We start from the raw sequence: 16,756 nt of genomic DNA, 5'->3' as shown, positions 1-16,756 counted from the left end.
ACAGCCCCTTTGTAAGTTGAGATTCTTCATCTGCTTTTGTTAAGTTTTTCATATATAGCTGCGAGGGCCTGTTCGAATTTACCGGTTGTTTTAGGCTCATAATAGATTTTGTTCTTTATTTTATCAGGCAGGTACTGCTGCTTCACCCAGCCTCCGGGAAAATCATGGGGATATTTATAATCAATCCCTCTGCCAAGCTCCTTGGCGCCTTTGTAATGGGCGTCCTTCAGGTGCTGGGGCACTTCGCCGCTTTTGCCGGCCCGGATATCGGCGATTGCTGCATCAAGGGCAGAATAAGCTGAGTTTGATTTGGGAGATAAGCATAATTCAATCACTGCATTTGCCAGCGGGATGCGAGCCTCCGGAAACCCGATTCTTTCAGCGGTTTCAATGGCTGCGAGGGTGCGGGCACCAGCCTGCGGGCTTGCAAGCCCGATATCTTCGTAAGCAATGACAAGCAGTCTCCTGCTGATGCTCACAAGATCTCCGGCTTCTATCAGTCTTCCCAGATAATGAAGGGCGGCGTTTACATCGCTGCCGCGGATGCTTTTCTGGAATCCAGACAGTACATCATAGTGGGCATCACCGTCCTTATCATGGACAAAGCTTTTTCGCTGCAGGCATTCTTCGGCAGTACCGAGAGAAATGCTGATCACTCCATTTTCATCTTTTTCTGTTGAGAGGACTGCCAGCTCAAGGGCATTAAGGGAGCTGCGCACATCCCCGTTGGAGGAAGAAGCCAAATGGGACAGTGCATCCTCATCTATTTCAACTTTTTCATTCCCAAAGCCGTTTTCTTTGTCCTGCAGGGCTCTGAGCAGGCTTTTCTTTATATCCTCTTCAGAAAGCGGCTTAAGCTCAAAGATTTGGCAGCGGCTCCGTATTGCGGGATTGATTGCATGGTAGGGATTGCTTGTTGTGGCGCCGATCAGCACGATCATCCCATTCTCCAGGTAAGGAAGGAGAAAATCCTGCTTGGCCTTATCCAGGCGGTGAACCTCATCAAGGAGGAGTATGACTTTTCCGGACATCTTGGCTTCAGCAGCCACAACTTCCATATCCTTCTTATTATTTGTAACAGCATTCAATGTCCGGAAGGCAAATTGTGTGCTGCCGGCAATGGCGCTGGCTATCGAAGTCTTTCCGATCCCCGGCGGCCCGTAAAGGATCATGGAAGAAAGCTGCCTTGCCTTCACCATTCTGTATATGATTTTCCCTTCGCCGACCAGATGTTCCTGGCCGATGATATCTTCAATTGATTTAGGCCTCATGCGGAAGGCAAGCGGCTTGGTATTCATTATGCATCTCTCCAGCCAATGTAGTTGATAGCGGATGAGCGGTTTCCCGATCCGATTCTTATCATTAGTGTACCGCAAATGGGTTTCTAAAGGAAAAAGGAAGGCTCCTGCCGGCAGCAGAAGGGCGGGCGCCTTCTGCATAAAGACACGAAAATATGCTATAATGTCAAAAGTCTATATAATTACTAAGCATTTTGGTAAAATTTAATATAAAAGCCATTCTGGCACAGGGAGCAGAAGAAACTAATGATAAGAAAAAGAAAGGGGCAGACAGGGCCCCGTTTTGCAGTGTTTTTTTCAGGCCTTCTCATTATGGCCCTTGGCATCGTGCTCCTTATAAAGGCCGAGCTTGGGGCAACACCCTGGGATGTCCTCCATGTCGGCCTTTTTTATCAGGCAGGCCTGACGATCGGAAGCTGGTCAATCATTGTAGGGCTCGTCATTCTGACGGCCGCTGCCTTGCTTTCAGGGGAGATCCCCCAAGTCGGGGCATTTCTGAATATGCTTTTAATCGGAGTGTTCATTGATTTTTACATGATGCTGCCTTTCATGCAGACTCCAGGCAGTCTGGGTGGAAAAATAATTATGCTTGTCGCTGGCATCATTATTAATGCTTATGGAATGGGGCTTTATATCTCCGCCCAATTCGGGGCAGGGCCCCGTGACAGTTTGATGATTGCCCTGGCAGCCAAGACAGGCCGGAAGATCCGCGATGTCCGCGGTGCTATGGAGCTGCTGGTCCTGGCTGCAGGCTGGCTGCTCGGCGGACCGATTTTCTGGGCGACAATTCTTTATACGCTTGTCATCGGGCCGCTGGTGGGGCTTGCCCTGCCGCAATGCCAGACATTGACAGATAAATGGCTTGAAAAGCTGCGCAGCAAAAAGGGAGGCATAAGTGCTCCTTCATTAAAAGAACAAGATCGAGGTGCAAGTTCATGAAGATTTCCACTAAAGGCCGCTATGGCTTGACTATTATGATTGAATTGGCTAAAAAACATGGAGAAGGGCCGATCTCCTTGAAATCTATCGCCCAGACAAATGATCTTTCCGAGCACTATCTCGAGCAGCTGATTGCTCCGCTCCGCAACGCCGGACTTGTCAGAAGCATTCGCGGTGCCTATGGCGGATATGTGCTTGGCCATGAGCCTGCCGATATCACTTCAGGCGATATCATCAGGGTGCTTGAAGGGCCGATCAGCCCAGTCGAAGGCATTGAAGACGAAGAGCCTGCGAAAAGAGAGCTTTGGATGAGGATCCGGGATGCTGTCAAGGAAGTGCTGGACAGCACGACGCTGGAGGATCTGGCAAACCATACAGACAGCGGCGAATCTGATGCTTATATGTTTTATATTTAGTCCCGGCACCGGCTTTTTTCGAGCGGGCTGGATTTTAAAAAACACACAGCTGGGCATAGCTGTATAAAAGGAATTCAATTAGAAGGTGAATGGATTGGATAGAATTTATATTGATCATGCTGCAACCTCTCCCATGCATCCGCGCGTCATTGAGCGGATGCTTGAAGTAATGCAGTCAGATTTCGGGAACCCGTCGAGCATCCATTTTTATGGCAGAAGTGCACGGAATATTGTCGATGAAGCAAGGGAATCCCTTGCCAGGAGCATCGGTGCGCATGCAACTGATATCATCTTCACGAGCGGGGGCACAGAAGCTGATAACCTGGCGATCCTAGGAACAGCTGCAGGCCGCCCGGACGGAGGGCATATCATAACAACTGAGATTGAACACCATGCAGTGCTCCATACCTGCAGGCAGCTTGAACAGCAGGGCTTTGAAGTCACTTATCTCCCTGTAGATGAAACCGGGATTATAAAAGTGGAAGATGTCCGGAAAGCGCTGAGGGATGACACGATTCTCGTGACAATCATGTACGGCAATAACGAGGTCGGGACCATCCAGCCGATCAGGGAAATTGGTGCACTCCTGAAGGATCATCCTGCCTATTTCCATACTGATGCTGTCCAGGCATACGGGCTGGAAAAACTGGATGTGAATGAACTGAATGTGGATTTCCTTTCAGTATCGGCCCACAAAATCAATGGGCCAAAAGGGATCGGCTTCCTGTATAAAAACAAGGCTGCAAAGCTGTTTTCCCCGAGGATGTATGGCGGGGAACAGGAAAGGAAGCGCCGTGCAGGCACGGAAAATGTTGCTTCTATAGCCGGTTTTCAGGAAGCTGTCAGCATTGCCTCCGAAAACAGGGAGGAAAGCGTCCGGAAATACCGTGAATTCAAGCGGGTCTTCATGTCAAAGCTTGAGGAAGCCGGTGTGGAATTCTGCCCGAACGGATTACTTGATAACACGCTCCCCCATGTTTTAAACTTAAGCTTTCCCGGAACTAACGTCGAAAGCATGCTCGTCAATCTCGATCTGGCAGGGATAGCCGCATCAAGCGGCTCTGCCTGCACAGCAGGATCGATCGATCCGTCGCATGTCCTTGTAGCCATGTTTGGAAAGAATTCCGGACGGCTGGCCAATTCGATCCGCTTCAGCTTCGGATTTACAAATTCCGTGGAGCAGATTGCAAAAGCCGGGGAAGAAACGGCAAAAATCATCCAGAGGCTTAGGAAATAAGCTCTCTGTCATATTGGCAGCAGCCAAAGGGGAGAAGGAAACATTTCTGCCCTTTACGATAAAAGCCGAAACACAAGAGAGGTGAGGAAGATGGCAAAATCCCCTAAAGATACCCGGGTGGTCGTCGGAATGTCAGGAGGTGTCGATTCATCTGTGGCCGCACTGCTTCTTAAAGAGCAGGGCTATGATGTTATCGGCATTTTTATGAAAAACTGGGACGATACAGACGAGAACGGCGTCTGTACCGCAACAGAAGACTATGAAGATGTCATCAGGGTCTGCAACCAGATTGGCATCCCTTATTATGCTGTTAATTTTGAAAAACAGTATTGGGATAAAGTATTTACGTATTTTCTTGATGAATATAAAGCAGGCCGCACGCCAAATCCTGATGTGATGTGCAATAAGGAAATTAAATTCAAAGCGTTTCTTGAGCACGCGATGAGCCTTGGTGCAGATTACCTCGCGACAGGGCATTATGCGAGAGTGGAGCATGGGGAAAATGGCGTGAAGATGCTGCGCGGACTTGATGAAAATAAAGACCAGACTTACTTCTTGAACCAGCTCACTGAAGAGCAGCTTTCCAAGGTCATGTTCCCGATCGGCAGCATAGAGAAATCCGAGGTAAGGGAAATTGCCAAGAAGGCCGGTCTTGCCACAGCTGCGAAAAAGGACAGTACAGGAATCTGCTTTATTGGCGAACGCAATTTCAAAGAGTTCCTCGGCAACTATCTGCCTGCACAGCCCGGCAGCATGGAAACAATGGAAGGCGAAACGGTAGGGAGACATGACGGCTTGATGTACTATACAATCGGCCAGCGCCATGGACTTGGCATCGGCGGTGCAGGCGATCCCTGGTTTGTCATCGGGAAGGACCTGAAGCGCAATGTTTTATACGTTGGCCAGGGCTTCGACAATGAAAAGCTCTATTCTGATTCCATCATTGCTGACAAGGTCAGCTGGGTTTCAAAAGCGCCAGGCGAAACTTTCGAGTGCACAGCAAAATTCAGATACCGCCAGCCGGATAATTCAGTAACAGTCACACTGCTTGAGAATGGACAGGCAAAGATAACCTTCCATTCGCCTATCAGAGCTGTTACACCTGGCCAGGCTGTCGTGTTTTATGATGGCGAAGTCTGCCTTGGAGGCGGAACAATCGACCGCGTATTCAACAATGAACAAATGCTGACATATGTCGGCTGAGCAATGCCCCGGTCCAGCAGGAATCGGGGCTTTTTTCTGGAATGAAGTATCGGCTTATGCCAAGCAGAAATCGGCCGCGTCTTTATGATATAATTTCTGCAGACGCCCTTATGGTGCAATATTGCTTTTTAAGGAAACAGGGTGGGACGCATCTGCGCGTGCTTCCTTGCATTACATAGATGGAGAGTGGTTTATATGGATAAAAACCAGCATGGAATTGAGCTTATGAGAGAAGGGAAATGGGAGGAAGCTGCCAAGGTCTTCATGGAGGCCATCAGTGAAAATAGCACTGACCCTGTTTCATATATAAATTTGGGCAATGTTCTTGCCGCGGCTGGGGAAAACGAACAAGCCCTTAAATTTTATCAAAAGGCCATTGAAATTGATGAAAATGCCGCTGCTGCCTATTACAGTGCAGGCAATCTTTATTTCGAAGCAGACCAGCTGGATTTGGCCAAAAATATGTTTGAACAGGCAATGAGAAAGGGGCTCGAATCAGCCGATAATTATTTCATGCTCGGACTCACACTGATGCAGCTGGATCAGGCCAGGCTGGCTCTGCCTTACCTGCAGCGAAGCACTGAACTGAATGGGGAGGATGCTGAAGCCCATTTCCAGTACGGACTCTGCCTTGCCCAGCAGGAATTGATTGACGAAGCAATCGTCCAGTTCAGCCGCTGTGTGGAAATTGACCCTGATCATGCCGATGGCTACTACAATCTTGGTGTAGCATATGGATTCAAGGAAGAAGCTGAAAAGGCGCTTGCAATGTTCGATAAAGCACTGGAAATCCAGCCGGATCACATGCTTGCTGGATATGGCAAGAAATTGATTGAAAAAAGCTGACAAACCGAAAAAATCAGCCTGCTTTTAGGAAGGGGGAATAATGATGGAGAAGCAGGATTCTCTGGATCTTTTTGCCGAACAGGGCAAATTCATCAAAGGGAAGCATCTTGTGACTATTTTTCATAATGAATCAAATCTATATACAGTGCTCCGGATCCGGGTGGAAGAGACGAATCATGAATATGACGACAAGGAAGCTGTCATCACAGGCTATTTCCCGAAGGTGCATGACCATGAATCGTATATTTTCTATGGGGAATTCAAGGAGCACCCGAAATTCGGCCTTCAATTCCTGGCGAATCATTTCCGAAAGGATATCCCCCAGACCAAGCAGGGCGTAGTAGGCTATCTTTCCGGCGAGCTTTTTAAAGGCATCGGGAAAAAGACGGCAGAATCTATCGTAGATAAACTTGGGGAGAATGCGATTTCCAGAATCCTCAACCAGCCCTCCCTCCTGGACGAGATCCCGAAACTACCTTCTGAAAAAGCAAAGCTCCTTTACGACACACTTATGGAGCATCAGGGTCTGGAACAGGCAATGATTGCACTGAATCAATATGGCTTCGGCCCCCAGCTGAGCATGAAGATTTATCAGATGTACAAGGATGAGACGGTCCAGCTTCTGCAGACCAATCCATACAAGCTGGTTGAGGATATTGAAGGCATCGGCTTCGGCAGGGCGGATGAGCTTGGCTACCAGCTTGGCATTTCAGGAAGCCATCCTGACCGCATCAAGGCGGCATGCCTGTATATCCTGGAAACAGAAAGCATGCAGAACGGAAATGTTTATGTGCATGCCCGCACCCTCCTGGAAAAAGCCAGGTCGCTTCTTGAGGAAAATAAAAGAGATCAGATAGAATACAGCTCCATCTCCCAGGAAGTTATCAAGCTCGAAGAAGAAGGCAAGATCATGGCAGAAGATAAACGGATTTATCTGCCCTCACTTTATTTTGCTGAAAAGGGGCTTGTAACGAGCATCAAGCGGCTGCTGCAGCAGACCGAGTATGATGAACAATTCCCTGAGTCGGAGTTCCTGCTTGCCCTTGGCAGCCTTGAGGAAAGGATAGGTGTGCAGTACGCCCCTTCGCAAAAAGAAGCAATCCAGACCGCTCTGATGAGTCCCATGCTTATCCTGACGGGGGGACCGGGAACGGGAAAGACAACAGTCATCAAAGGTATAGTCGAACTGTACGCTGAGCTGCATGGCTGCTCACTGGAACCGAAGGATTATAAAAAGGAAGAGCCTTTCCCGTTCCTCCTGGCCGCCCCGACAGGAAGGGCCGCCAAGCGGATGTCCGAATCGACCGGCCTTCCTGCTGTAACGATCCACAGGCTGCTCGGCTGGAATGGAACGGAAGGCTTTGACCACCATGAAGACAATCCGCTGGAAGGGAAAATCCTGATAGTCGATGAAACCTCCATGGTAGACATCTGGCTGGCGAACAAGCTGTTCAAGGCTTTGCCGGAAAACATCCAGGTCATCCTGGTAGGAGATGAAGACCAGTTGCCTTCAGTCGGACCCGGCCAGGTGCTGAAGGATCTGCTTCTTTCAGAAAAAGTGCCCACTGTCAGGCTGACAGATATTTACCGGCAGGCAGAAGGCTCATCCATCATTGAGCTGGCGCACGAAATCAAAAAAGGCGGTCTTCCTGATGATATCGCGGTCCAGCAGGCCGACAGATCATTCCTTAAGTGCAGCCCTGCCCAGATTGCCGATGTGGTTGAAAAGGTAGTCCTGAATGCCAGGAAAAAAGGCTACAGGTCCAGGGATATTCAGGTTCTCGCTCCCATGTACAGGGGGCCGGCAGGAATTGATAATCTGAATAAGATCCTTCAGGAAATTTTAAACCCCAATCCTGATGGCACCAGGAAGGAGCTATCTTTCGGTGATGTGAAATACAGGGTGGGCGATAAGGTCCTACAGCTGGTCAACCAGCCGGAAAATAACGTATTTAACGGCGATATGGGCGAAATTGTATCTGTCTTCTATGCAAAGGAAAATACCGAAAAGCAGGATATGATCGTTGTTTCTTTTGATGGTAACGAAGCAACCTATACAAGGCAGGACCTCAGCCAGATTACGCTTGCCTACTGCTGCTCTGTCCATAAATCACAGGGAAGTGAGTTTCCGATTGTCATTATGCCGATCGTCCGGAGCTATTACCGCATGCTCAGAAGGAACCTGATTTATACAGCCATTACGAGAAGCAGACAGTTTCTCATCCTTTGCGGTGAAGAATCAGCGCTGAGATCCGGGGTGCAGAGGGCGGAAGAGCAGGCAAGGCTGACTTCCCTGACAAAACGGCTTCAGGATGCACTTGGGGAAGCTCCAGAGCAGACAGGCCAGGAAGAAGCAGGCGAAGAAGCCGAAGAGGTTCCATACGAAGTAAAGCTCATGAATGCAGATCCCATGATAGGCATGGGATCCATCACTCCTTATGACTTTTTGGAAGAGAAAGCATAATCCGGCAGATTCCTGAACAGACTGAAGAATATCACTATTTCAGTTATAGAGGTGCTGGCAAATGAGAAAATGGAATCAGGAAAGCGCTCCGAACAATAATCTCCCCGCAGCAGAAATTAAATCATCAGAGCTGATCGGAAACGGAGAAGAACTCCAATTTTCTGAAGAGCTTTCAGATGGCGGAGAAAGAAATGAAATCATTGAAAGAGCTGAAAAAGAATGAGAATGAACCTGTCCGGCGCAGTCGCCTGGCAGGTTTTTTCTGTTAAAGATTTTACAATTTGAAAGACTTGTGGAAAATTTCCAACTCTTGATCCACGTCCAGCAGCTGCGCCGAGGTCACAAGGCAAACCTCCCAAAAAGGCAAAGAACGCCTTTCCGGGAGGTTTGCCTTGTGGCCCCCAGGAAGCTGGTCATGCAGACGTTGCCACAGGACGTGGCGTTCTTAGTCTGCGTTCCTTAAGGTGATCAAGGCGCTTACACTTTTGTTCCTGTTAGTTAAGGTAAATTTTTAGCCTCATAATTCAAGGGCGGGGGCAGACAATAATAATGTTCGGGAAGGTGGGACGATCTTTGCGGACTTTTTCCTTGCTGAAAGGGATGCCTGTCTTTGACATGGAGAACGGGACTTCAGTCGGTGAAGTGCATGATATATGCATTTCAGAGGAAGGAAGCATCACCGGTCTTCTCCTCCGCAAAGGCGCATTTCTGAAGAAAAATTTTCTGATTCCCTTTGCATCCATTGCAAGCTTTGGCAGCGGCGGAGTGATGATTAAAACAGCTTCCGGGCTTTCTCCGGTAAAACGTCTTTCCGGCTATACCTTTGAAAATCAGCATCGGATCTGCGGTAAGATGCTGATTTCCCGTGAGGGGGAGCAGCTCGGCCTTCTGGAGGATGTATATTTTCTGGAAGAATTGGGCACGATTGTAGGGTATGAGTTATCAGATGGCTTCTTTTCGGATATAACCGAAGGAAAAAAGGTAGTCAATTCAGATGAACCGCCTGCATTTGGAAAAGATGCCATCATTGTTAACGCTAAGAATTAGCCGTTTGCTCTATCTGAACAGGCTGGCTTGCCAAACAATGCGAGGTGTCCACCATATGTTAAAATGCCCTAACTGCCAAAGCAAAGATATTGGAAAAATCGGGATAAACCAATATTATTGCTGGAGCTGCTTCATTGAGCTGTCCTTGTCAAAAGGAGTCATCAGCACCCATCAGGTAGAGGAAGACGGGACCCTGAGCTCCCTGGATGACCTGTTTGATGAAGATGACCGCCGCTATATACTATGAATAGAAGAGGTGACAGCATGAACAGACTAATGACAACAGCTCTTCTCATCGGCGCCGGAATGGCAGCCCAAAATTATATACAAAAAAATGACATCATGTCTTCAAGGCAGATGAAGAAACTTCAAAACAGGATTGTTCGTTCATTTTCATGATTCTATCCCCCATTCCGGGGGATTTTTGCATATTTTAAGCTTCCTGCTTCACACTACAAATGAGGTGGGAAAAATGGATATCCGGTTGAAATGGTTTTACAGGCTTGGTTTCCTTCTGCTGCTTTTCATTGTCTTATTTACATTTTTAAAGCTTCAGCCGTTGTGGCTCCCGGTCATCAGGACGCTTTTTATTATTATCTTTCCATTTGCAGCTGCAGCGTTTATTACATATCTTCTTCATCCGGTAGTTGAGCGTCTCCATGAAGCAGGCCTCCATCGCGGCCTGGCCGTCATCATCATCTATACCCTTTTCTTTGGGGGAACAGGCTATGCGCTTTACAAGGGGCTTCCGGCCATTATAGTCCAGATCAGGGACCTGGCTGAGCACGCTCCGCAGCTGGCCGACCAGTACCGGGAGTGGCTTCTTCTTCTCCAGTCGAAGACGTCCCAATGGCCTGAGCCTGTCCAGCTCAGGATCGATGAAGGAATCCAGTCGCTAGAAGCCTCTCTTGACAGGCTTCTCTCAAGGGCGATGGCATTTGCAGGGGCTATTCTGAACTTTGCTTTGATTCTGATCATTATTCCGTTTATATCCTTTTATATGCTGAAGGACTTCCTGCTGATGAAAAAAGCAGTCTGGTATCTCACGCCAAAAAAATGGAGGGAAAGCGGAAGCCTGTTCCTTCGGGATGCTGATAAATCATTGGGAAGCTATATACGGGGGCAGCTGCTTGTATGTGCAGTCATCGGTGCGTTGAGTTCCCTGTTCTTCTGGATTGCTGGCATAAAGTATCCGCTTCTTTTAGGGGCAATCATCGGGGCAACGAATGTTATACCTTATTTTGGCCCGATCATCGGGGCGGTGCCGGCTGTACTGATTGCTTCTACCATGTCAGTAAAAATGATCATTTTTGCGGCAGTCATCGTCATGGTTCTTCAATTCCTGGAAGGAAACATCCTGTCTCCGCTGATTGTAGGCAAGAGCCTGCATATGCATCCGCTCCTTATTATGTTTTCCCTGCTGGCAGGCGGGGAAATCGCCGGTGTTGCCGGCCTTATATTGGCAGTTCCAGTGCTGGCCGTCCTTAAAGTAGGCGCCATCCATGCGAGAAGGCACTTTACAGCAAAACCGGCAGCCGAATAGCGGATGTCAGGAGTAAAAATGAAACCGCCTGAAAAGAACAGATTGACAAATCAATTTTCATATCAGTATAATGCGACTATACGATAATTGAAGATAAGAACAACATGAAGAAGGATCGAGTATGTTATAGACCATCCTGGCATCTCTTTTATAAGTGGTGCACCAGAGAGGAATTCCGCGGCTGAAAGGATTCCGGATGAAGAATAACAGAACGCTAATCCTGAGTGCAGCTAATCCCTGCCGTTCTCCGCGTTAAGGAGCTTGAGAGACGAAAGTTTACTTTCGTAATCAGGGTGGTACCGCGAGCAAGCTCTCGTCCCTGTCCAGGGATGAGGGCTTTTTGTGTTGTTTTTAAAGAATTCTTCGCTGCCCTGCACTTGAAGCAATGGCGGCAAAATAAGATCAGGAGGAAATTCTAATGAGAAATCTTACAGGTTCAGAAATACGCCGGCTGTTTTTAGAATTTTTCAAGGAAAAAGGCCATTCTGTAGAACCGAGTGCGCCACTTGTGCCCCACGATGATCCTTCATTGCTATGGATCAACAGCGGTGTGGCAACATTGAAGAAGTATTTTGATGGCAGGGTGATACCGGAAAACCCAAGGATTACCAACGCCCAAAAATCAATCCGCACAAATGATATCGAGAATGTCGGCAAAACGGCGCGCCACCACACTTTCTTTGAAATGCTGGGGAACTTCTCGATCGGCGACTATTTTAAGGAAGAAGCAATCGACTGGGCATGGGAGTTTCTGACGGATGAGCGCTGGATTGGATTTGACAAAGAAAAGCTGTCAGTCACCATCCACCCGGAAGATGAAGAAGCCTTCAGCATCTGGACGAATAAAATCGGAGTGCCTGAAGAAAGGATTATCCGCCTTGAGGGCAACTTCTGGGATATCGGGGAAGGCCCGAGCGGACCGAACACCGAGATTTTCTATGACAGGGGACCAGAGTATGGGGATGACCAAAATGATCCTGAGCTTTATCCAGGCGGCGAAAATGAGCGTTACCTCGAGGTTTGGAACCTGGTATTCTCCGAGTTCAACCATAACCCGGATGGCACTTATACACCGCTCCCAAAGAAGAACATTGATACAGGCATGGGTCTTGAACGCATGGCATCTGTTGTCCAGAACGTGGCAACAAACTTTGATACAGACCTGTTCATGCCGATCATCCATGCAGTGGAGAAGATTTCAGGAAGCAAATATGGGGAAAGCAATGAACAGGACACAGCGTTCAAGGTTATAGCTGACCATATAAGGACAGTTGCATTCGCAATCGGGGACGGTGCCCTTCCTTCCAATGAAGGCAGAGGGTATGTACTGCGCAGACTCCTTCGCAGGGCAGTCCGCTATGCAAAGCAGATCAATATTAACCGCCCATTCATGTTTGAGCTGGTAGATGTTGTCGGGGAAATCATGGCAGATTTCTACCCGCAGGTAACGGAAAAGGCCGAATTCATCAAAAAGGTCATCAAGAATGAAGAGGAGCGTTTCCACGAGACTTTGAATGACGGCCTTTCCATCCTTTCATCTGTCATTAAGAAGGAAAAAGAAAAGGGCAGCAATATTATTCCGGGCTCGGACGTATTCCGCCTGTATGACACTTACGGTTTCCCTGTTGAATTGACAGAGGAATATGCCGAAGAAGAAGGCATGAAGATCGACCAGGACGGCTTTGAAGCTGAAATGGAAGGCCAGCGTGAACGCGCGCGTACAGCACGCCAGGACGTCGGCTCTATGAAGGTCCAGGAAGGTGTGCTTGGCGACATCAAGACTGAAAGCCGGTTCGTCGGCTATGAGGGACTTGAAGCAAAATCTGTCGTCGCTGTCATCATCAAGGACGGGCAAGTGGCCGAAGCAGCCGGGGCAGGCGAAGAAGTGCAGCTGATTCTTGACCAGACTCCATTCTATGCAGAAAGCGGCGGGCAGATTGCCGATAATGGCGTTCTTGAGGGCGAAGGGGTTAAGGTCATCATTAAAGATGTCCAAAAAGCGCCGAACGGCCAGAACCTGCATAGTGCAGTAGTGGAAAGCGGCATTCTGGAAACCGAAGCCGGCGTCACGGCGAAAGTCGATCCGGATTCCCGGAACAAAGTGATTAAGAACCATACAGCTACCCATCTATTGCACCAGGCTCTCAAGGATGTGCTTGGCACGCATGTAAACCAGGCAGGCTCACTTGTTGGTCCGGACCGCCTTCGCTTTGACTTCTCCCATTTCGGGCAAGTGAAGGAAGATGAACTGGAAAAAATCGAAGAAATCGTCAATGAAAAGATCTGGAGCAGCCTGAATGTCGTCATAGAAAACAAAGGAATCGATGAAGCGAAGGCAATGGGGGCAATGGCATTATTCGGAGAGAAATACGGAGATGTTGTCAGAGTGGTCCAAGTGGGCGATTACAGCCTTGAGCTCTGCGGCGGTTGCCATGTCCGCAATACGTCGGCCATTGGTTTGTTCAAGATTATCTCTGAAAGCGGAATAGGCGCAGGAACAAGAAGGATTGAAGCAGCGACTGGCGAAGCAGCTTACAAGCTTCTTAAGGAACAGGTCAATATCCTGACCGAAGCCGCAGCTTCACTGAAGTCGAGCCCGCGGGATGTGGCTTCCAGGGTGGATGCACTTCTCGGCGAAATGAGGCAGCTTCAGCGCGAAAATGAATCCCTTTCAGCCAAATTGGGCAATATTGAAGCTGGAAGCCTTGTTTCAAAAGCCAAGGAAGAGAATGGGATCACTTATCTGGCTGCAAAGGTTCAGGCAGCAGATATGAACAACCTCCGCAATATGGCGGATGATCTGAAGCAGAAGCTCGGTTCGGCAGTTGTCGTGCTTGGCAGTGTGAATGAAGGGAAAGTGAATCTCATCGCAGCTGTGACAAAGGACTATATCGAAAAAGGCTATCATGCCGGAAAAGTCATCAAAGAGGTGGCAGCACGCTGCGGCGGAGGAGGCGGCGGCCGTCCGGATATGGCACAGGCAGGCGGAAAAGATCCTGAAAAACTGGAAAGTGCGCTTCAATTTGTGGAAGAATGGGTAAAATCCGTTTGATATCGTTTGAAAGTAGTGTAGAATGTAGGTAACTATTAACATTTGCTGTGCGGGGCCGAAAAGCCGGTACAAGCTTCATGAGCTGTGCCGGTTCCGGCCGCAATGCAGAAAAGCGAGGTGTAATGTGATGAGCTCATTTGATAAGACAATGAGATTCAATTTTCCTGAGGAGCCATTTGAACATGATGTAAATGATGTTCTTCTGCAAGTCTATGAAGCACTTCAAGAAAAAGGGTACAACCCCATTAACCAGATTGTCGGGTACCTTCTTTCAGGAGATCCTGCATACATCCCGCGCCATAAAGATGCACGAAATATCATCCGGAAACTTGAACGGGACGAGATAATTGAAGAATTGGTCAAATCGTATTTAAAGCAGCAGCGAGAGGGATAGACTATTATGAGAAGCATGGGGCTGGATGTGGGTTCCAAGACTGTAGGCGTAGCGCTGAGCGATGAGCTTGGCTGGACTGCGCAGGGATTGGAGACCATCCGCATTAGTGAAGAAGAAAAAGAGTTTGGTTTTGATCAATTAGGTAAAATAATTAAAGAGTACGATGTCAGCACCATTGTGGTAGGCCTCCCTAAGAACATGAACGGGACGATTGGTCCCCGGGGAGAAGCAAGCCAGTTTTTTGCCGGCGAGCTAGAAAGGCTCTTCGGGCTTCCTGTCGTCCTTTGGGATGAACGCCTGACTACAATGGCAGCAGAACGCGTTTTGCTTGAAGCTGATGTAAGCAGGAAAAAAAGGAAAAAAGTAATCGATAAAATGGCTGCCAGCATGATCCTTCAAGGATATCTGGACAGCCGGAAATGATGAGGTGGCATAATGGAACACGGAGAAAAGAACATTACAATCGTAGATGAAGACGGCAACGAACAATTATGTGAGGTGCTCTTCACATTCGACTCTGAGGAATTTGGCAAGTCTTACGTATTATACTATCCTGTAGGAGCAGATGAAGATGATCAGGATGACATCGAGATCCATGCTTCTGCATATGTGCCTGGGGAAAGTGAAGAAGGCGACCTGCTGCCGGTTGAAACAGATGAAGAGTGGGATATGATTGAGGAAATGCTCAATACCTTCCTTGATGAAGAAGAAGGCGAAGAATAAGAGCTGAACCGGTCCTTTAGAGGGACCGGTTTTTCTTTTCTGTTCTAATTTAATCACTGTCTAGCAGCTGGGCCTGCCCCCTCGAGGTCACAAGACAATCCTCCCAAAAAGAACGCCTTTCCGGGGGGGGTTGTCTTAAGGCCCCCGGGGATGGGTGTCATGCAGGCGTTGCCACAGGACGTGGCGTTATTAGGCTGGGTTCCTTAAGGGTGAGCAAGGCGCTTACGCTTTTCTCAAGGAAAAGAGTGGAAAATTTTTGGTTTTTCGCTAAATTTCGCACGCTGATTTTGAAAGTATAGTATAATAATGCGAGATTATATAAAGGAACAGGCCAAACAGCCTTAGAATCCTGTACACTGAGGGGGATTAGATGTCTGCTGAAGAAAAGAATTCTAAAAAAGACCTGATTCGGCAAAAGATGCTGGAGCGTCAGAGTGAGGCAAAGGTAGTCCGCAAGATTGTGCTGATCATTGCGGCAGTCCTTGTGCTTACAGTCGGCCTGGTTGCCGGAGGAGGCTACTTTTACATAAAGTCGGCTCTTGAGCCAACTGATCCGGGCAATAAGAAGAAAATTCCCGTTGAAGTGCCGATCGGGTCTTCCGTTGGCGAGATCTCACGCCTGCTGGAGGATAAAGGGCTCATCAAGGATGCCCGCGTCTTCAAGTATTATGTTAAGCTTAAAAACGAATCCGGATTCATGGCAGGGGATTATCCTCTGAATCCGTCAATGACGATCCCTGAAATTATTGAAAGCTTGAAGACTGGAAAGGTCGTGCAGGAAGCCGTGTTTAAGCTGGCTATTCCTGAAGGCAATCAGCTTGACCAGATATCCGGTATTATTGCCGATAAAACCGGGCAGAAGCAAGAGGATGTTTTTGCCAAGCTTAATGATAAGGAATTCATCAGCACATTGATGGAACAATATCCAGAGGTGCTGACAGAAGAAATACTGAATGAAAATATCAAATATCCGCTGGAAGGATATCTCTTCCCTGCAACATACCCATTTTATAAAGAAGATCCAACTATGGAAGAGATTGTGAAAGTTATGCTCGATAAGACACGAGAGGTGCTTGCAGAGTACAGCCCTCAGGCAGAAGAGCAGAATATGACTCCGCACCAGCTTTTGACCATGGCTTCTCTCATCGAGGAAGAGGCTACCCAGCAGGTGGACCGGAATAAAATCGCCAGCGTATTCTACAACAGGATTGAAACGGGCATGCCGCTTCAGACTGACCCGACAGTCCTTTATGCAAAGGGAGAACACAAGTCGAGAGTCCTTTATAAGGACCTTGAAGTGGACTCACCGTACAATACGTACAAAAACACGGGATTGACCCCTGGTCCGATCGCCAACGCAGGCACCATGTCAATTGAAGCGGCCCTTAACCCGGAGGACACGGATTTCCTGTACTTCCTTGCCACCCCGGAGGGAGAAGTCCTATTCTCCAGCACACTTGATGAGCATAATGAGAAGAAAGCAGAACACATAACAAATAATTAGAAATGACTCAGGGCTCCCGGCACGTGCTGCAATTGCTTCAGAAGCGTTTCGGGAGGCCAGAAAAAGGGAATGCGGAAACACTCGCATTCC

Annotated in this window: 17 protein-coding genes; 16 read left to right on the top strand and 1 reads right to left on the bottom strand. The window is 48.3% G+C overall.

Annotated elements, in window-relative coordinates; genetic code table 11:
* Positions 1-26: 26 nt before the first annotated feature.
* On the bottom strand, positions 27-1,298 hold the full coding sequence (locus tag N288_RS17410) for a replication-associated recombination protein A (RefSeq protein ID WP_009796211.1): 1,272 nt from the start codon (positions 1,296-1,298) through the stop codon (positions 27-29).
* Positions 1,299-1,544: 246 nt separating this feature from the next.
* Here N288_RS17410 and N288_RS17405 point away from each other — a divergent pair, with 246 nt between their 5' ends.
* From N288_RS17405 to mltG, 16 genes are all read left to right on the top strand, one after another.
* Positions 1,545-2,237: a YczE/YyaS/YitT family protein gene (locus tag N288_RS17405; RefSeq protein WP_009796212.1), complete on the top strand. Its 693-nt coding sequence runs from the start codon at positions 1,545-1,547 to the stop codon at positions 2,235-2,237.
* The gene (gene cymR, locus N288_RS17400) at positions 2,234-2,653 is read left to right on the top strand and encodes a cysteine metabolism transcriptional regulator CymR (RefSeq protein ID WP_009796213.1); all 420 of its coding nucleotides are present in this window, start codon (positions 2,234-2,236) and stop codon (positions 2,651-2,653) included. The genes N288_RS17405 and cymR overlap by 4 nt, the downstream gene beginning before the upstream one ends.
* 94 nt (positions 2,654-2,747) lie before the next feature.
* The gene (locus N288_RS17395) at positions 2,748-3,890 is read left to right on the top strand and encodes a cysteine desulfurase family protein (RefSeq protein WP_022544221.1); all 1,143 of its coding nucleotides are present in this window, start codon (positions 2,748-2,750) and stop codon (positions 3,888-3,890) included.
* A 90-nt stretch (positions 3,891-3,980) separates the two neighbouring features.
* The gene (gene mnmA / locus N288_RS17390; protein ID WP_009796215.1) at positions 3,981-5,093 is read left to right on the top strand and encodes a tRNA 2-thiouridine(34) synthase MnmA; all 1,113 of its coding nucleotides are present in this window, start codon (positions 3,981-3,983) and stop codon (positions 5,091-5,093) included.
* A 195-nt stretch (positions 5,094-5,288) separates the two neighbouring features.
* Positions 5,289-5,939 (top strand): tetratricopeptide repeat protein, encoded by a 651-nt coding sequence (locus tag N288_RS17385; protein ID WP_009796216.1) that lies wholly within the window; start codon positions 5,289-5,291, stop codon positions 5,937-5,939.
* Between the two features lie 43 nt (positions 5,940-5,982).
* Positions 5,983-8,403, top strand: a complete 2,421-nt coding sequence (gene recD2, locus N288_RS17380; RefSeq protein WP_009796217.1) for an SF1B family DNA helicase RecD2 — start codon at positions 5,983-5,985, stop codon at positions 8,401-8,403.
* A 61-nt stretch (positions 8,404-8,464) separates the two neighbouring features.
* On the top strand, positions 8,465-8,626 hold the full coding sequence (locus tag N288_RS25430; protein ID WP_009796218.1) for a hypothetical protein: 162 nt from the start codon (positions 8,465-8,467) through the stop codon (positions 8,624-8,626).
* 350 nt (positions 8,627-8,976) lie between these two features.
* Positions 8,977-9,450 (top strand): PRC-barrel domain-containing protein, encoded by a 474-nt coding sequence (locus N288_RS17375; RefSeq protein WP_022544220.1) that lies wholly within the window; start codon positions 8,977-8,979, stop codon positions 9,448-9,450.
* A gap of 55 nt (positions 9,451-9,505) precedes the next feature.
* A complete protein-coding gene (locus N288_RS17370) occupies positions 9,506-9,697 on the top strand; it encodes a hypothetical protein (RefSeq protein WP_009796221.1) in 192 nt (63 codons plus the stop codon).
* A 17-nt stretch (positions 9,698-9,714) separates the two neighbouring features.
* A complete protein-coding gene (locus tag N288_RS24840; RefSeq protein ID WP_022544219.1) occupies positions 9,715-9,849 on the top strand; it encodes a YrzQ family protein in 135 nt (44 codons plus the stop codon).
* 73 nt (positions 9,850-9,922) lie between these two features.
* Positions 9,923-10,993, top strand: coding sequence for an AI-2E family transporter (locus N288_RS17365; RefSeq protein ID WP_022544218.1), 1,071 nt, complete (start codon positions 9,923-9,925; stop codon positions 10,991-10,993).
* Positions 10,994-11,411: 418 nt separating this feature from the next.
* Positions 11,412-14,045: an alanine--tRNA ligase gene (gene alaS / locus N288_RS17360; protein WP_009796224.1), complete on the top strand. Its 2,634-nt coding sequence runs from the start codon at positions 11,412-11,414 to the stop codon at positions 14,043-14,045.
* A gap of 127 nt (positions 14,046-14,172) precedes the next feature.
* Positions 14,173-14,439 (top strand): IreB family regulatory phosphoprotein, encoded by a 267-nt coding sequence (locus tag N288_RS17355; protein WP_009796225.1) that lies wholly within the window; start codon positions 14,173-14,175, stop codon positions 14,437-14,439.
* A gap of 6 nt (positions 14,440-14,445) precedes the next feature.
* Positions 14,446-14,862, top strand: coding sequence for a Holliday junction resolvase RuvX (gene ruvX / locus N288_RS17350; RefSeq protein WP_022544217.1), 417 nt, complete (start codon positions 14,446-14,448; stop codon positions 14,860-14,862).
* 12 nt (positions 14,863-14,874) lie between these two features.
* Entirely contained in the window at positions 14,875-15,162 is a 288-nt protein-coding gene (locus N288_RS17345) for a DUF1292 domain-containing protein (protein WP_009791701.1), read from the top strand.
* Positions 15,163-15,532: 370 nt separating this feature from the next.
* Positions 15,533-16,666 carry an endolytic transglycosylase MltG gene (gene mltG, locus N288_RS17340; protein ID WP_009791702.1) on the top strand — a complete coding sequence of 378 codons (1,134 nt, stop codon included), beginning with the start codon at positions 15,533-15,535 and terminating at the stop codon, positions 16,664-16,666.
* The last annotated feature ends 90 nt before the right edge of the window (positions 16,667-16,756 follow it).

The organism is Bacillus infantis NRRL B-14911 (assembly GCF_000473245.1).
In the GTDB taxonomy this organism is placed as follows: Bacteria; Bacillota; Bacilli; order Bacillales; family Cytobacillaceae; genus Bacillus_AB; species Bacillus_AB infantis.
The sequence above is the reverse complement of the archived record's forward strand: the minus strand, read 5'-3'. Positions and strand labels throughout refer to the sequence as shown.

Coding starts and splice junctions, on each gene's coding strand:
- N288_RS25430 (WP_009796218.1), top strand. CDS start 8,465: ATGAGAAAATGGAATCAGGAAAGCGCTCCGAACAATAATCTCCCCGCA.
- recD2 (WP_009796217.1), top strand. CDS start 5,983: ATGGAGAAGCAGGATTCTCTGGATCTTTTTGCCGAACAGGGCAAATTC.
- alaS (WP_009796224.1), top strand. CDS start 11,412: ATGAGAAATCTTACAGGTTCAGAAATACGCCGGCTGTTTTTAGAATTT.
- N288_RS17405 (WP_009796212.1), top strand. CDS start 1,545: ATGATAAGAAAAAGAAAGGGGCAGACAGGGCCCCGTTTTGCAGTGTTT.
- N288_RS17410 (WP_009796211.1), bottom strand. CDS start 1,298: ATGAATACCAAGCCGCTTGCCTTCCGCATGAGGCCTAAATCAATTGAA.
- N288_RS17355 (WP_009796225.1), top strand. CDS start 14,173: ATGAGCTCATTTGATAAGACAATGAGATTCAATTTTCCTGAGGAGCCA.
- N288_RS17345 (WP_009791701.1), top strand. CDS start 14,875: ATGGAACACGGAGAAAAGAACATTACAATCGTAGATGAAGACGGCAAC.
- mnmA (WP_009796215.1), top strand. CDS start 3,981: ATGGCAAAATCCCCTAAAGATACCCGGGTGGTCGTCGGAATGTCAGGA.
- cymR (WP_009796213.1), top strand. CDS start 2,234: ATGAAGATTTCCACTAAAGGCCGCTATGGCTTGACTATTATGATTGAA.
- N288_RS17370 (WP_009796221.1), top strand. CDS start 9,506: ATGTTAAAATGCCCTAACTGCCAAAGCAAAGATATTGGAAAAATCGGG.
- mltG (WP_009791702.1), top strand. CDS start 15,533: ATGTCTGCTGAAGAAAAGAATTCTAAAAAAGACCTGATTCGGCAAAAG.
- N288_RS17365 (WP_022544218.1), top strand. CDS start 9,923: ATGGATATCCGGTTGAAATGGTTTTACAGGCTTGGTTTCCTTCTGCTG.
- N288_RS24840 (WP_022544219.1), top strand. CDS start 9,715: ATGAACAGACTAATGACAACAGCTCTTCTCATCGGCGCCGGAATGGCA.
- ruvX (WP_022544217.1), top strand. CDS start 14,446: ATGAGAAGCATGGGGCTGGATGTGGGTTCCAAGACTGTAGGCGTAGCG.
- N288_RS17385 (WP_009796216.1), top strand. CDS start 5,289: ATGGATAAAAACCAGCATGGAATTGAGCTTATGAGAGAAGGGAAATGG.